General features: G+C 69.9%; 16 protein-coding genes and 1 riboswitch. Of the genes, 9 read left to right on the forward strand and 7 right to left on the reverse strand.

Going from position 1 to position 14,778, the window contains the following annotated elements:
• Positions 1 to 85: 85 nt before the first annotated feature.
• Positions 86 to 706 (reverse strand): helix-turn-helix domain-containing protein, encoded by a 621-nt coding sequence (locus MWN33_RS15935; RefSeq protein WP_152302361.1) that lies wholly within the window; start codon positions 704 to 706, stop codon positions 86 to 88.
• Positions 707 to 829: 123 nt separating this feature from the next.
• Here MWN33_RS15935 and MWN33_RS15940 point away from each other — a divergent pair, with 123 nt between their 5' ends.
• Positions 830 to 1,819, forward strand: coding sequence for a threonine ammonia-lyase (locus tag MWN33_RS15940; protein ID WP_247202023.1), 990 nt, complete (start codon positions 830 to 832; stop codon positions 1,817 to 1,819).
• A 16-nt stretch (positions 1,820 to 1,835) separates the two neighbouring features.
• On the opposite strand, the gene MWN33_RS15945 is transcribed toward MWN33_RS15940, so the two are convergent.
• From MWN33_RS15945 to MWN33_RS15960, 4 genes are all read right to left on the reverse strand, one after another.
• Positions 1,836 to 2,888, reverse strand: coding sequence for a glycosyltransferase family 4 protein (locus MWN33_RS15945; RefSeq protein WP_281493807.1), 1,053 nt, complete (start codon positions 2,886 to 2,888; stop codon positions 1,836 to 1,838).
• Positions 2,888 to 3,715, reverse strand: coding sequence for a UDP-2,3-diacylglucosamine diphosphatase (locus MWN33_RS15950; RefSeq protein WP_247202096.1), 828 nt, complete (start codon positions 3,713 to 3,715; stop codon positions 2,888 to 2,890). Before MWN33_RS15950 ends, MWN33_RS15945 begins: the two co-directional genes overlap by 1 nt.
• Positions 3,716 to 3,802: 87 nt before the next feature.
• Positions 3,803 to 4,405 (reverse strand): LysE family translocator, encoded by a 603-nt coding sequence (locus MWN33_RS15955; protein ID WP_247202024.1) that lies wholly within the window; start codon positions 4,403 to 4,405, stop codon positions 3,803 to 3,805.
• Between the two features lie 197 nt (positions 4,406 to 4,602).
• Positions 4,603 to 5,418 (reverse strand): universal stress protein, encoded by an 816-nt coding sequence (locus MWN33_RS15960; protein ID WP_247202025.1) that lies wholly within the window; start codon positions 5,416 to 5,418, stop codon positions 4,603 to 4,605.
• A 224-nt stretch (positions 5,419 to 5,642) separates the two neighbouring features.
• Between MWN33_RS15960 and MWN33_RS15965 the strand changes: the two genes are divergently transcribed.
• The 3 genes from MWN33_RS15965 (at position 5,643) to MWN33_RS15975 (ending at position 7,860) form a co-directional block, all read left to right on the forward strand.
• On the forward strand, positions 5,643 to 6,089 hold the full coding sequence (locus MWN33_RS15965) for a c-type cytochrome (protein ID WP_247202026.1): 447 nt from the start codon (positions 5,643 to 5,645) through the stop codon (positions 6,087 to 6,089).
• Position 6,090: 1 nt separating this feature from the next.
• Positions 6,091 to 6,855, forward strand: a complete 765-nt coding sequence (locus tag MWN33_RS15970; protein WP_247202027.1) for a cytochrome b/b6 domain-containing protein — start codon at positions 6,091 to 6,093, stop codon at positions 6,853 to 6,855.
• Between the two features lie 66 nt (positions 6,856 to 6,921).
• Positions 6,922 to 7,860 carry a DMT family transporter gene (locus MWN33_RS15975; RefSeq protein WP_247202028.1) on the forward strand — a complete coding sequence of 313 codons (939 nt, stop codon included), beginning with the start codon at positions 6,922 to 6,924 and terminating at the stop codon, positions 7,858 to 7,860.
• 6 nt (positions 7,861 to 7,866) lie between these two features.
• Here the strand turns inward: MWN33_RS15975 and MWN33_RS15980 are convergent, their stop codons facing one another.
• Positions 7,867 to 8,103 (reverse strand): Lrp/AsnC ligand binding domain-containing protein, encoded by a 237-nt coding sequence (locus MWN33_RS15980; protein WP_247202029.1) that lies wholly within the window; start codon positions 8,101 to 8,103, stop codon positions 7,867 to 7,869.
• A gap of 147 nt (positions 8,104 to 8,250) precedes the next feature.
• Positions 8,251 to 8,377, forward strand: a riboswitch (TPP riboswitch).
• 53 nt (positions 8,378 to 8,430) lie between these two features.
• On the opposite strand from MWN33_RS15980, the gene thiD reads away from it, so the two are divergent.
• A complete protein-coding gene (thiD, locus tag MWN33_RS15985; RefSeq protein WP_247202030.1) occupies positions 8,431 to 9,237 on the forward strand; it encodes a bifunctional hydroxymethylpyrimidine kinase/phosphomethylpyrimidine kinase in 807 nt (268 codons plus the stop codon).
• A 112-nt stretch (positions 9,238 to 9,349) separates the two neighbouring features.
• Entirely contained in the window at positions 9,350 to 10,540 is a 1,191-nt protein-coding gene (locus MWN33_RS15990; protein ID WP_247202031.1) for an MFS transporter, read from the forward strand.
• Here MWN33_RS15990 and dgcA read toward each other — a convergent pair.
• On the reverse strand, positions 10,510 to 11,487 hold the full coding sequence (dgcA, locus tag MWN33_RS15995; RefSeq protein WP_247202032.1) for an N-acetyl-D-Glu racemase DgcA: 978 nt from the start codon (positions 11,485 to 11,487) through the stop codon (positions 10,510 to 10,512). The two genes, MWN33_RS15990 and dgcA, sit on opposite strands and share 31 nt — an antisense overlap.
• 224 nt (positions 11,488 to 11,711) lie before the next feature.
• Here dgcA and MWN33_RS16000 point away from each other — a divergent pair, with 224 nt between their 5' ends.
• Genes MWN33_RS16000 through MWN33_RS16010 form a run of 3 tightly spaced genes read left to right on the forward strand, consistent with a single transcriptional unit; the run spans position 11,712 to position 14,745 of the window.
• Positions 11,712 to 12,860 carry an ABC transporter permease gene (locus MWN33_RS16000; protein ID WP_247202033.1) on the forward strand — a complete coding sequence of 383 codons (1,149 nt, stop codon included), beginning with the start codon at positions 11,712 to 11,714 and terminating at the stop codon, positions 12,858 to 12,860.
• 8 nt (positions 12,861 to 12,868) lie between these two features.
• Positions 12,869 to 13,699, forward strand: coding sequence for an ABC transporter ATP-binding protein (locus tag MWN33_RS16005; protein ID WP_425532015.1), 831 nt, complete (start codon positions 12,869 to 12,871; stop codon positions 13,697 to 13,699).
• Complete coding sequence (locus MWN33_RS16010; RefSeq protein WP_247202034.1) at positions 13,699 to 14,745, forward strand: MlaD family protein; 1,047 nt, start codon at positions 13,699 to 13,701, stop codon at positions 14,743 to 14,745. Before MWN33_RS16005 ends, MWN33_RS16010 begins: the two co-directional genes overlap by 1 nt.
• Positions 14,746 to 14,778 lie beyond the last annotated feature (33 nt).

Raw genomic sequence — 14,778 nt, forward strand, 5'->3', positions numbered from 1 at the left:
CCCGGGCATGACGTCGACGGGCTGGGAACGGGTATTCGGACGGGCGCCTTCAGGCGCCCGTTTTCGTTTCGGAGGCTGTCCGGCGTCAATCCAGCACGGCGGCCTTGAGCAGGCAGACCATGGTGGCGTGGGCCGGCTCGGTGCCGAGGTTGCGGATGACGTGGCGGCGGTCGCAGCGGTAGCGCAGCGTTTCGCCGGCGCGGGCGGTCTCGAACGCGTCGCCGCACTCGACCTGCAACTCGCCCGACAGCACCGACAGGCACTCGACCGAGCCGCGCTGGTGGCCGTCCGAGACCAGCTCGCCGCCCGGCTCGGCGGCGAAGTCGAACCATTGCAGCCATTCCACCGTCTTGATCCAGCCGGTGATGGTGAGCCGGCACTTGCCGTCCTCCGACAGCAGGATCGGCGTGTCGGCGCGGGTGAGGTGCTCGACGAAGGGCTCGTCGTCGGTCGCCGCCATGAAGCGGTCGATGGACATGTCGAGCGCCTGCGAAAGCCGCCAGACCGTGGCGAGCGTCGGGTTGGTCTCGTTGCGCTCGATCTGGCTGATGATCGACTTGGCGACGCCGGACTGCTCGGACAGCTCGGAGAGCGAGAGGTTGTAGGCCTTGCGCAGCCGCTGGATGGTGCGGCCGAGCTGGCCGGTGATGGCCTGCGCGCCGGCATCCATGTCGCTCCGATCGAAACTGCGCGTGCGGCCCGACATGCGGTCTCCTGTCTGTCCCTGTCCGTCCCGTATCTAGGTGGCGCGCGTCCGGCGACGCAAGCGCCGTCCGCTGCACCTGCGAAATCTGATGCGGGACCGGCGCGGCCGGACTAAGCTCGCGCCATGATGCAGAGCAACGCACTCCCCACCATCGACGACGTGGTCTCGGCCGCCGAGAGGCTGGCCGGCGTCGCCGTCCGCACCCCGCTGATCAGCTCGTCGCGCCTCGACGAGATCACCGGCGGGCGCGTCTTCCTCAAGCCCGAGCCCTTGCAGCGCACGGGCTCCTTCAAGTTCCGCGGCGCCTATAACCGAATCTCGCGCATTCCGGCGGACCAGCGGGCCGGCGGCGTGGTCGCCTGCTCCTCCGGCAACCATGCGCAGGGCGTGGCGGCGGCGGCGAGCCTGATGGGCATGCGCTCGGTCATCGTGATGCCGAAGGACGCGCCCGAGATGAAGCGCGCCCGCACTATCGCCTTCGGCGGCGAGGTGGTGCAGTACGATCGCGAGCGCGACGACCGTGACGCCATCGCCGGTGCCATCGCGGCCGAGCGCGGGGCGGTGTTCGTGCCGCCCTATGACGATTTCCACATCATCGCCGGGCAGGGGACAGTGGGGCTGGAGATCGCCGAGGACCTCGCCGCGCGCGGGCTGGCGCCGGACGTGGTGGTGGCCAACGCCTCCGGCGGCGGGCTCGTCTCCGGCATCGCGCTGGCGGTGAAGGACCGCTTCCCCGAGGCGCGGGTGATGACGGCCGAGCCGGCCGGTTTCGACGACCATGCGCGCTCCTTCCGCTCCGGCGGGCGCGAGCGCAACAACCGCGCTTCGGGCTCGATCTGCGACGCGCTGCTGGCGGCGACGCCGGGCCGGCTGACCTTCGAGATTTCCTCGCGCATCGTCGGCGAGGGGGTCTCCGCCACCGACGAGGAAGTCGCGCGGGCGGTGGCCTTCGCCTTTGAGGAGCTGAAGATCGTGGTCGAGCCGGGCGGGGCGGTGGCGCTCGCCGCGGTGCTGGCCGGCAGGCTTGATCTCACGGGCAAGGTGGCCGCCATCGTGCTGTCGGGCGGCAATGTCGACGGCTCGACCTTCGCCCGCTGCCTCGCTGCCGCCTGAGCGGTGCACCCGGCCGTCAGCCCGCGAGAGCGGCGGCCCGGCCGGCGCGGGCATGCGCCGTCTCGATATTGTGCAGGAACTGCTCGGTGCAGGCGCGCCAGGAAAAGCGCTGGGCGAAGGCGCGTGCCGCTGCCCGATCGATGTCGAGCGCGGCCAGTGCCGACCGGCGCAGATCCTCGCCGAGCACGCCGACCGGGATTTCCGCCTCGCCGATCACGTCCTTCGGGCCGGTGGCGGGATAGGCGGCGACCGGCAGGCCGCTGGCAAGCGCTTCCAGCAGCACGATGCCGAAGGTGTCGGTGAGGCTCGGGAAGACGAAGACGTCGGCCGAAGCATAGATGCGCGCGAGCGCCTCGCCTTCGTTGAGGCCGAGGAAGTGCACGTCCGGATGGCGGGCCTGCAATTCGGCACGCGCCGGGCCGTCGCCGACCACGACCTTGCTGCCGGGCAGGTCGAGGTCGAGGAAGGCGGAGATGTTCTTCTCCACCGCCACGCGGCCGACCGACAGGAAGATCGGGCGCGGCAGGGCGGCGACGCGCGGGTCCATCTCCTCAACCGCGCGCGGGCGGAACAGCGCGGCGTCGACGCCGCGCGACCAGCGCATGATGTTGTTGAAGCCGCGCCCGCGCAGCTCGGCCTCCAGCGTCGGGGTCGAGACCATGATGCCGGCGCCGGAATTGTGGAAGCGGCGCAGGAAGGCATAGGACAGCCGCTGCGGCACCGGGGCGCGGGCCGCCAGATATTCCGGGAAGCGGGTGTGGTAGGACGTTGTGAAGCTCTGCCCCCGGCGCAGGCACACGCGGCGCGCCATCAGCCCGATGGGGCCTTCGGTGGCGATGTGCACGAAGTCGGCGCCGATCTCGTCCATGCGGCGGGCGATCCGGCCGGGCGTGGCGAGGGCGAGGCGGATCTCCGGATAGGTCGGCATCGGCACGGTGCGGAAATCGCCGGGGGTGAGGAAGTCGATCCGCACACCGAGCTCCGCCGCCTCGCGCGCCGTGTTCTGCAGCGAGCGCACGACGCCGTTGACCTGCGGCAGCCAGGCGTCCGTCGCGACGAGAATGTGCATCAGGCGGCGACCTTCGGGCTTTCGAGCAGCAGCGGCGCGTTCACTTGCGCCCGTGTGTGGCGGGCCCAGTCGATCAGCTCGAAGCGCCCGTCGGGATGTTCGACGATCGCCGTGCAGCTTTCCACCCAGTCGCCGCAGTTAAGATACTGGACGCCGAAGCTGCCGTGAATGACGGCGTGGTGGATATGGCCGCAGACCACGCCATCCACCTTGTGGCGGCGCGCCTCGGTAGCGACGGCCTCCTCGAAGCGGCCGATGAAGTTGACCGCGTTCTTGACCTTCAGCTTGGCCCATTGGCTCAGAGACCAATAGGGAAAGCCGAGCTTGCGCCGTATCCAGTTGAGGTAGGTGTTGAGGCCGAGTGCAGCGGTGTAGGCGCCGTCGCCGAGGAAGGCGAGCCATTTGGCGTGGCGCACGACGACGTCGAACACGTCGCCGTGGATGACGAGGTAGCGCTTGCCGTCGGCGGCCTCGTGGATCGCCGTCTCGACCACCTCGATGCCGCCGAAATGGCTGCCGTAATAGTCGCGGAGGAATTCATCGTGGTTCCCCGGCAGGTAGACGATGCGCGCGCCCTTGCGGCCCTTGCGCAGGAGTTTCTGCACCACGTCGTTATGGGCCTGCGGCCAGTACCAGCCGGAGCGCAGCCGCCAGCCGTCCACGATGTCGCCGACGAGGTAGATGGTGTCGGCCTCGTGGTAGCGCAGGAAATCGAGCAGGAGATCGGCTTGGCAGCCCTTCGTGCCGAGATGGACGTCGGAGAGGAACAGGCTGCGGTACCGGCGCGCCTCGGGTGCGTCGTTCACCTCGGAAGCCTCTTCGGTCATGCCCGCGAACAGGCGTGTCGTTGCGTTCATGCGGGCAGATAAGCCCGAGTCGCATCACGTTTTTATGACGATGCTGCAGTGCAGCGTTCACATGAACAGCATCAGCACGCTGGCGGCGACGAGCGCGGCCATGACGAGATTCACAATGCGCTGCTGGCGCGGGGTGGAAAGCAGCCGGGCGAGCAGGGCGCCGAAGCCGGCCCACAGGCTCAGGCTCGGCAGCGTCACAAGGCCGGAGACGAGCGCGATCACCAGCACCTCAGCGAACAGGTTGTCGCCGTCCACCGTGGTGAAGGCCGGCACGATGGAGAGCGCGATGGTCCACGCCTTGGGGTTCACCCACTGGAACAGCGCCGACTGAAGCAGCGTCATCGGCTTCTCCATCGCCGTGCCGCCGCCCGGCCCGCCGGCATTGGCGATCTTCCAGGCGAGGTAGAGCAGATAGGCCGACCCGACGATCTTCAACGTCTGGTGCATGTAGGGGATCGCCATGAACAGCGTGCCGAGCCCCATGCCGACCGCCATGACCATGACGGCGAAGCCGACGGTGACGCCCCAGATCTGCGGCAGGGTGCGGCGGAAGCCGAAGGCGGCGCCGGAGCCCGCCGAAATCATGTTGTTCGGCCCGGGGGTGAGGGCGCCCGCGAGGGCGAACAGGAACAGCGGCAGCAATTGCGAGGCGAGCGGCACGGCGGGCTCCGGTTCACGCCTGCGCGCACGATCCGATGCCGCGCCGGCCGCCGAGAGCTAGGCGCCAGCCTGCCGCCTTGCAACCGTCAATCGCCGAATGCGTGGGGGCATTCCGCGCCAAACGCGACGATGCCGCCGGCCCGGCCGGGCGCGGCGGCATCGTTCTCGGACAGGCGCGCTGTGCGGGGGGGGGGCGCTCAGTGCGCGACGAGCAGCGCCGCCGGCGGATCGACCAGCAGAGAGGCGGTGACGCCGCCCAGCACCATTTCGGCAAGGCGCGAACGGCTGTAGACGCCCATCACCAGAATGTCGGCGCCGAATTTCTGCACCTCGTTGGCGATGGTGACGCCGGCCGCGCCGTCTTTGGCGTGGTGATGGCGGGCATTGACGCCGTGGCTGTTCAGCCAGGCGACAAGGCGGGCGCCGGACGCGGTGGCGGCCGGATCGCCTTCCTCCACCGTGAGCACTTCCACCTCGTCGGCGGTGGCGAGCAGGGGCAGGGCGAAGCGCACCGCGTGGCCGGCCTCGCGCGAGGGTTTCCACGCCACCAGCGCGCGGCCGATGCGGGCAGGCACCGGCTTGCCGGTCGGCACGACGGCAACCGGACCGTTGCAGGCGAGGGCGAGATGCTCGGGGAGGGTGGCGGCGAGCTGGTCGTCGACCGTGCCGTAGGGGGTCTCGCTGACCACGGTGACATCGGCGAAGGTGACTTCGTCACGCAGCGCCGAGGTGACTTCGCCGTCAACGACCGTCCATGTCCCGGCGACGCCGGCGGCCGCGAGGGCCTGCTCGAACTTCGCCTTGAAGGCGGGCTCCTTCTCCTTCGCCTCATGCACCAGCTCGTTGACATAGATGGAGAGGGCGCGGCCCACGCGCGGCACGCCGGCGGGATAGAGCGTGTAGAGCGCCTTGACGGCCGCGCCGGTCTGGCGGGCGAGCGCCACGGCGAAAGCCAGCCGGTCATCGAAGCCGGAATCGGGGGCGGCGTGCAGCAGGACGGTGCGGATGGACATGGCGCTTCTCTCCGTGGGTGGGGCTTATCCATGACCTAAGGTCAAAGACGGCGCCTGAGAATGCGGGAAAGCACGAACCGCGAAACCCATTAGACGGGGAACATTCCGGCCGCCGCCTTCACGAGCGCGCGAACGCGACCTCCGGCCGATTGTCATCGCACCTCCCACCAATAAGGTGGCCCTCGCATGTGCTGCGTCGCAGCACGCACAGTTGGGAGCATTGCATGTCACGTCGCCTGACGATTGCCGCCGCAGTCGCCATGATCTCCGCCGTCGCCGCCACTGCGGTCGTCGCCCAGACCGATGTCGTGAAGGAGCGGCAGACGCTGCTGAAGGAGTTCGGCAGCGCGACCCGTCCGGTCGCCGGCATGCTGCGTGGGCAGGCGCCCTTCGACCTCGCGACAGTTCAGGCGGCGCTCGACACCTATGCGAAGAACGCCAAGGTGCTGCCCACCCTGTTCCCCGAAGGCTCCGGCCCCGGCCCGAACACCGAGGCGCTGCCCGCCGTCTGGCAGAAGAAGGCGGAATTCGACGCGCTGTTCGGCAAGCTGGCCTCCGACGCCACCGCCGCGCGCGCGGCGATCACCGACGAGGCCAGCTTCAAGGCCAATTTCCCCGGCGTGGTGCGCAATTGCGGCACCTGCCACGACACGTTCCGCCAGAAGAAGTGACGTGAGCGCGGGACCGCAATCGCCGGTGCCGGCCGCGTCGCCGGCGCGGGAGGGGGCAGGGGAGGTGCTTGCGGGGCAGGTCCTTGCAAGGGAGGTTTTCGCGTGGGACCTGCCGACGCGCCTCGCCAAATGGACGCTGGCCGCGCTGGTGGGGCTCGCCTTCGCCAGCCGCTACTATGGCGATGCCGGCCTCGTCTGGCACCAGTGGAACGGGCTCGCCATCCTCGTTGTGCTGGTGTTCCGCGTGCTTTGGGGCTTCGTCGGCGGCTCTACGGCGCGCTTCGCGGGCTTCCTGCGCGGGCCGGGTGCCCTGCTGGCCTATGCGAACGCGCTGCTGCGCGGCCGGCCGCAGCATTTCCTCGGCCACAGCCCGCCCGGCGGCTGGATGGTGATGGCGCTGCTCCTCGTGGTCGGCGCGCAGGCGCTGTCCGGGCTGTTCACCACCGACGACATCGCGGTCTACGCGCCGCTGACCGGAGTGGTGAGCGACGAGGCCATGGGCCGCGCCTCGGCGTGGCACCAGTGGCTTTACCCCTGGCTGCTGGCGCTGATCGGGCTGCATGTGGCGGCGAACCTCCTCCACTCCCTGCTCGGGCCGGACAACCTGATCCGCGCCATGATCGTCGGGCACAAGCCGGCGGGCGCGTTTCTCGACCGCGCGCCGGCGACGCCGGGTGCCATCTGGCGGGCCGTCCTCTGCCTTGCGGTCGCCATCGCCGCCGTGTTCGGCGGCATCGCGCTGGCGGGCGGGCATCCCTTTCCCTGAGGCGGGGAGGAGACGCCGGAAATATCGTTTCCCGACCGGCTTGCCGGCCGGTCGGGAAAGTGCTCCATGGCGCCCATTATGAACGCGCTCAAGGGCATCGCGCTGCAGGTCGGCGCGACGTTCCTCTTCACCATCATGTCGGCCATGGTCCGCATCGTCTCGGAGCGCATTCCGACCGGCGAGATCGTCTTCTCGCGCTCCTTCTTCGCCCTGTTCCCGCTGCTGGCGCTGCTCGCCTGGCGCGGCGAGGTGAGCGCGGCGGTGCGCACCGCCCATCCGGTCGGGCACATCGTGCGCGGCACGGTCGGCGTGATGGCGATGAGCCTCGGCTTCTCGGCGCTGGCGCGCATTCCGCTCGCCGACGCCACCGCCATCGGCTTCACCGCGCCGCTGCTCACCGTGGTGTTCGCGGCGGTGCTGCTGCGCGAGCGCGTGCAGGCCTATCGCTGGGCAGCGGTGTGCGTGGGCCTTGCCGGCGTGGTGATCATGCTGTGGCCGCACATGTCGGGCGCCTTCGACAGTGCCGACCATGTGGTGGGCGCCGCCTGCGCGCTGATCGGCGCCGGCTTCACCGCCGGGGCGATGATCCAGGTGCGCCGGCTGACGCAGACCGAATCGACGCCGGCCATCGTGTTCTATTTCCAGGCGCTGGCGGCGGTCGCCGGGCTTGCCACCGCCGGCTGGGGCTGGGTGCTGCCGGGGCCGGGCGACGCGGTGCTGCTGGTGTCGATGGGGCTGGTCGGCGGGGTGGGGCAGATCCTGCTGACCGAGAGCTACCGCTACGCGCCGGCCTCCGTGGTGGCGCCCTTCGCCTATTCGGCGATGCTGTGGTCGCTGCTGCTCGGCTTCATCCTGTTCGCCGAGATACCGCCGCTGCTGGTGGTGCTGGGCGCGTCCGTCGTGATTGGCGCCGGGCTCTTCGTCATCTGGCGCGAGCGGCAGCTCGGCATCGAGCGCAACCGCGCGGACGCGGCGGCGACGCCTCCCGCCGGGCCGACCGCCTGAGCGGCCTCAGAACGCCTTGAAGGTGATGAGCGTGCGGGTGTCGAGGATGCCCGGGAAGAGCTGCACCTTCTCATTGACGAAATGGCCGATGTCGGTGCCATCCGGCACATAGAACTTCACCAGCAGGTCGAACTCGCCGGCGGTGGAATAGATCTCCGAGGCGATCTCCGCATCGGCGATGGCGTTCGCCACCTCGTAGGAGCGGCCGAGGTGACATTTGATCTGCATGAAGAAGGGGACCATCGCGGCTTTCCGGCTTGGGAGCGGGAGGCCGATAAGGAACAGAACGCCGGCCCGCGCGCAACCCCGCCGACCGCCGGCCGCGCACCCGCCATCCGCGACCTTCGCGTCCTGCTTGCGCCGGCCGGCGGCTTCGCCTATCTCGCCATGACGATCTCGTTGGGGTGCCCGCACGGGCTGAGAGGCGAGGCGCGGCCGTTCGTATAGGGTCGCGGCGTTGCCAACCCACGAACCTGATCCGGGTCATGCCGGCGGAGGGAACGGGTCCGTGCGCCGGCAGGAGAACCTGCGGCGACGACGCTCCCCGACCGCGCGGCGAGAGAGGTGCAGATGAGCGGTTCCACACCGATCGCCGTGACGATCGCCGGCTCGGATTCGGGCGGCGGCGCGGGCATACAGGCCGACCTCAAGACCTTCTCGGCGCTCGGCGTCTACGGCGCCAGCGTGATCACCGCGCTCACCGCGCAGAACACGCTCGGCGTCACCGGCATCCACGACGTGCCGCCGGACTTCATCGCCGCGCAGATCGACGCCGTTCTGTCCGACCTCGACGTCGACGCGATCAAGATCGGCATGCTCTCGCGACCCGAGGCCATCGAGGTCGTGGCGGCGGGGCTGGAGCGGCACGGGCAGTCCACCATCGTGCTCGACCCGGTGATGATCGCCGCTTCCGGCGACCGGCTGCTGGTGCCGGAGGCCATCGAGACGCTGCGCGCGCGCCTGCTGCCGCGCGCCCTGCTGATCACGCCGAACCTGCCCGAGGCGGCGGCGCTGCTCGACGAGGCGCCGGCCGCCACGCTGGAGGAGGTGCGCGGGCAGGCCGAGCGTCTGCTCGCCTTCGGCCCGCGCGCGGTGCTGATCAAGGGCGGGCACGGCGAGGGACCGCAGAGCACCGACGTGCTGCTGGACTCCAAGGGCTTCTTCGAACTGAGCGCGGCGCGCGTCGCCACGCGCAACACGCACGGCACCGGCTGCACGCTCTCCTCCGCCATCGCCGCCGGGCTCGCGCGCGGGCTGAAGCTGCGCGACGCGGTGACGGCGGCGAAGGACTACCTCACCCGCGCGCTCGCCTGCTCGGAGGAACTGCATATCGGGCAGGGCCACGGGCCGGTGCATCACTTCCATTCCTGGTGGTGATTTTCCGGTGGTGATCGGCTGGGGGTGATCGTCCGGCCCTGACGCGGCGGCATCGATCTCGCGCGGGCGGCGTGGGGCTGCTATCGAGGCGCGTTCCCGCTGGTGCTTCCCCGTGCCCGTCATCGCGCCCCGCCATGCCATCGCCGCCGCCTATGCCGGGCTGTTCTTCGGCATCGGCGTGTTCCTGCCGTTCTTTCCGGTCTGGCTGCAGCATCGCGGCTTCGACGCGGCGATGATCGCGCTGGCGCTCGCCATCCCGCAGGGCGTGCGGCTGCTGACCATGCCGCTCGGCGGCTTTCTCGCCGACCATAGCGGAAGGCCCCGCGCGACGCTGATCGGCTATTCGCTGGCGACCGCCCTGTGCTTTGCCGGCATCGCGCTGGCGCCGGGCGCCGTCTTCGTGCTGCTCGGCCTCGGCATCGCCGCCGCCTTCTGGCAGCCGAGCCTGCCGGTGCTCGACGCCTATGCGGTGGCGCGCCGGCGCGAGGGGCTGCTCGACTATGGCCGCGTGCGGCTCTGGGGTTCGATGGCCTTCATCGGCGGCAATCTGGTGGCCGGCGGGCTGCTCGCCGGCCTTGTCGGGCCGGTGCCGCACGACGCGGTGATTTGGCTGATCGTCGCCGGCAGCCTCTCCGCCGCGCTGGCCGCCACCACGCTGAAGGAAGCGCCGTCCGTGCCGCGCGCCCATCGCGAGGGTGCCGCCGGCGGGTGGCGGCTCGTGAGAAGCCTCGCCCCGGTACTGCTGGTGGGCATGGCGGCGGCGGCGCTGGTGCAGGGTTCGCACGCCGTGCTTTACGCTTTCGCCTCCATCCAGTGGCACGCCAAGGGCCTGTCGGACGGCATCATCGGGCTGCTGTGGTCGCTCGGGGTGCTTGCCGAGGTGGTGCTGTTCCATTTCGGCACGCGGGTGACGCGGCGGCTGGGGCCGGAGCGGCTGCTGCTGCTCGGCGGGGTGGCGGGCATGCTGCGCTTCGCGGCGATGGCCTTCGATCCGCCGCTGCCGCTCCTGCTTCTGCTCCAGCCGCTGCACGCCCTGACCTTCGGCTGCACCTATCTCGGAACCGTCGAGCTCGTTGCCCGCCACGCCCCGGCAGGGCGCGGGGCCAGCGTGCAGGGGCTGGCGGCGATGGCGACCGCCGTCGCGATGGCCGGCGCGACGCTCGCAGCCGGGCCGCTCTGGCAGGCCTTCGGCGCGGCGACCTTCCTCGCCTCGGCCGCGCTCGCCACCGCAGGCGCCCTGCTGGCGCTGGCGGCGGGCTGGATGCGGGCGGATCAGCCCCAGAGCGCCGGCTCGGGCGGGTAGACCACGCTGCCCTCGTAACGCAGCGCCGGCTCGCGGTCCTGCGCCAGCAGCAGCGGCCCGTCGAGGTCGACGAAGCCGGCCAGCGGCGCCAGCAGCATGGCGGGCGCCATGGCGAGCGAGGTGGCGACCATGCAGCCAACCATGATGGCGAGCCCTTCGGCCTGCGCGGCGCGGGCGAGCTCGATGGCCTCGGTGAGGCCGCCGGTCTTGTCGAGCTTGATGTTGAGCGCGTCGTAGCGGCCGATGAGGGCGGCCAGCCCGTCGAGGCCGTGGGCGCTCTCGTCGGCGCAGATCGGCACTGAATGCTCGATCCGCGCCAGCAACTCGTCCTGCGCCGCCGGCAAGGGCTGCTCGACCAGCTCGATGCCGAGCCGCGCGCAGGCGGCGAGGTTCCCGGCGATGGTGTCCGCCGTCCAGCCCTCATTGGCATCGACGATCAGCCGCGTCTGCGGCACCGCCGCGCGCACCGCCTTGAGGCGCGCGATGTCACCCTCCGCGCCGAGCTTGAGCTTGAGCAGGTCGTGCCCGCTGGCGCGGGCGGCCTGCGCCATGGCCTCGGGCGTGTCGAGGCTGATCGTGTAGGCGGTGAGCGCCGGGCTGGGCGCCGGCAGGCCGGCAAGCTCGTGGACGCGTAGGCCGGCGCGCTTGGCATCGAGGTCCCAGAACGCGCAGTCGAGCGCGTTGCGCGCGGCGCCGGGCGGCAGCACGAACTGCAGCTCGTCGCGGCGCATCCCCGCCTCGACCTGCCCGGCGAGGGCGGTGAGTTCCTCCACCACGCCGGCGACGCTTTCGCCATAGCGCGCATAGGGCACGCATTCGCCCTGTCCGACACGGGCGCCGTCGCGCAGCTCGACCCGCACCACGGCGGCCTCGCTCTTGGAGCCGCGGGCGATGGTGAAGCTGCCGCGGATCGGGAAGCTCTCGGCGAGGACGTGCAGAAGGGCCATGATGGGCGGACCACAGGGGGCGGCCGAATCGCTGGCCGTTCCGGAGCATAATCCGGCCGCCGTCGGTCGTGGCGTCGCTTCGAAACCACACCGGCGGCGATTAAGTGCCGTTCCGTCCGCGCCGGCCCGGCATACGGGGTCGGCTCTCTCGACGGCCGGTGGCCTTACGGCTAAGAAATACATTGCGAATTCGGCGCATGGGGAGCCAGTCTTGGGAGCCGATCTTGGGAGCCGTTGAGGCGCCGCTGCTGGCCACCGCCCGCAATGGCCGCGAACTCGTGTTCGTGGGCAATGGCCGCTGGTTGGCCGTGCAGGGCCGGGGCCTCGAAGGCAGCGTCGATGCCGCGCTGGCCGAGATCGCCGCCGCCCCCACCGAAAGCGCCCGGATCGACCTCTCTGGCGTGCGCGGCTTCGACACGCTCGGCGCCGTGGTGCTGGACCGGCTGATCCAGGCGCTGGAAAAGGCCGGGGTGCGCTTCCAGATCGTCGGACTGGAGCGGCGCTTCCGCCCGCTGCTCGACGAGATCGTCAAGGGCAGCCACGAGAACCCGCCGCGCGCGCGCCATGTGAACGCCGTGCTCGGCGGCATCCAGCTCGTCGGCCGCACCACGGTGGCGACGGCGCAGGACGCCATGGCCCTGCTGTCTTTCATCGGCGCCGTCGTGGCGGCCATGCTGCGCGTCATCGTGCGCCCGCAGACCTTCCGCTTCACCTCGATGACCTATCATCTGGAGCGCACGGGCCTGCGCGCGGTGCCGATCATCGCGCTGATCACCTTCCTGATCGGCTGCATCATCGCCCAGCAGGGCATCTTCCATTTCCGCAAGTTCGGCGCGACGACCTATGTCGTCGACATGGTGGGCATCCTCACCCTGCGCGAACTCGGCGTGTTGATCGTCTCGATCATGGTCGCCGGCCGTTCGGGCAGCGCCTTCACCGCCGAGCTCGGCTCGATGCGCATGCGCGAGGAGGTCGACGCGCTGCGCGTGATGGGCTTCGACCCCAACGAGGTGCTGGTGCTGCCGCGCCTCGTGGCGCTGATCATCGCGGTGCCGCTGCTCACCTTCATCGGCAATATGTGCGCCCTCTTCGGCGGCGGGCTGGTGGCGTGGATCTATGGCGGCATCTCGCCGGAGATATTCATCAGCCGGCTCAAGGAGGCCATCGCCCTCAACACCTTCGAGGTCGGCATGATCAAGGCGCCGTTCATGGCCGCCATCGTCGGGCTGATCGCCTGCATGGAGGGCATGCGGGTGGGCGGCAGCGCCGAGTCGCTCGGCGCTCACACCACCGCCGCCGTGGTGAAGGCCATCTTCCTCGTGATCGTGGTGGATGGGCTGTTCGCCATGTTCTTCGCCGCGATCGACATGTGAGGGCGAGGGTGCACGCGGAACTCGACACTCCCGCAGGCCGGCACGAGGCGGGCGACATCGCGCCGGGCGAGCCGATCATCCGCGTGCGCGACATCGTGGTGGGCTTCGGCGACCGGGTGATCCTCAACGGCCTGTCGCTCGACGTCATGAAGGGCGAGATTCTCGGCTTCGTCGGCGCCTCGGGCGGCGGCAAGTCGGTGCTCACGCGCACCATTCTGGGGCTGGTGCACAAGCGCTCCGGCACGGTGGAAGTGTTCGGCCAGAACATCGACACGCTGAGCTATGAGGAGCGCCGGCAGCTGGAGCGCCGCTGGGGCGTGCTGTTCCAGCAAGGGGCGCTGTTCTCCTCGCTCACCGTGCGGCAGAACATCCAGTTCCCGATGCGCGAATATCTCGATCTATCGCCGAAGCTGATGGACGAACTGACCATCGCCAAGCTGGAAATGGTGGGGCTTTCCCCTGATGTCGCGGAGAAGGCGCCCTCCGAGCTCTCCGGCGGCATGATCAAGCGCGTGGCGCTCGCCCGCGCGCTGGCGCTCGACCCGGAGATCCTGTTTCTCGACGAGCCGACTTCCGGTCTCGACCCCATCGGCGCGGGCGAGTTCGACGATCTCATCGCCACGCTGCAGCAGACTTTGGGGCTGACCGTATTCATGGTAACCCACGATCTGGACAGCCTTCATACCGTGTGTGACCGCATCGCGGCGCTGGGCGAGGGCAAGGTAATCGCAGTCGGGCCGATCGAGACCATGCTGGCGTCGAAACATCCCTGGGTGTCGGCCTATTTCCACGGCAAGCGGGCGCGCGCCGCCGGCATCGTCTCCGAGGGGGCGCGCTGATGGAAACCCGCGCCAACTACACGATCATCGGCCTGTTCACCCTCGCCATCGTGGCGGCGGGCTTCATCTTCGTCTGGTGGTTCACCGGATCGAGCAATCGCGGGCCGCGCACCTCCTACGACGTGGTGTTCTCCGGCGTGGTGAGCGGCTTGCAGACCGGCTCGGCGGTGACCTTCAACGGCATCCCGGTCGGCGAGGTGACGGGGCTGCGGCTCGACGCGCAGGACCCGCGCAAGGTGGTCGCCACCATCGCCGTGCAGCCGAACACGCCGATCAAGTCGGACACCCGCGCGAACCTCGATTCCCAGCTCCTCACGGGCCTGTCCTCGGTCGGCCTCGTGGGCGGTTCGACCGACGCCACCGCGCTGCCGGCCCCGCCCGAGGGAGAACTGCCGCGCATCGACGCCAACACTTCGGCGGTGCAGGACCTGGTGCGCACGGCGCGCGAGGTGCTCGGCCGCGTCGACGACATTGCCACCCGCATCGACGAGCTGGTGCGCGCCAACGATACCAAGATCGCCTCGGTTATCGACAACGTCGACAAATTCACTACCGCGCTGGGCAACAATGCCGGCAACATCGACAACTTCCTGAAGGAGATGGGCGGGGCGGCGCAGCGCATCAGCACGCTGGCCGACAATCTCAACAATGTCGTCGTCTCGCTCGATCCGGCCAAGGTCGGCAGCACGGTGGACGATGTGGCGCGCTTCACTGCGCAGCTCGACGGCATGGCGATGAAGTTCAACTCCATCCTCGACAATGTGGCGGCGATGACGACCAGCGAGGAAGGCAAGGGCATGTTCAACGAGATCACCAGCGCGGCCACCGAAATCCGCAAGCTGGCGGTCAATCTCGACGCGCGCACGGCCGAGCTTTCCACCAATCTCAACAAGTTCACCGGGCCGGGGCTGCGTCAATACGAGGCGCTGGCGGTCGACGGGCGGCGGACGCTGGGTGAGATCGAGCGTGTTTTTCGTAATTTCGAGCGTAACCCCCGCCAGTTCATCTTTGGCGGGTCGAATGTTCCCAACTACACTGGGCGCTGACAGATGGGGCTCTGGGGAAGCTACGGGGGCGGG

The sequence above is a fragment of the Ancylobacter koreensis genome, assembly GCF_023016525.1.
Lineage (GTDB): Bacteria > Pseudomonadota > Alphaproteobacteria > Rhizobiales > Xanthobacteraceae > Ancylobacter > Ancylobacter koreensis.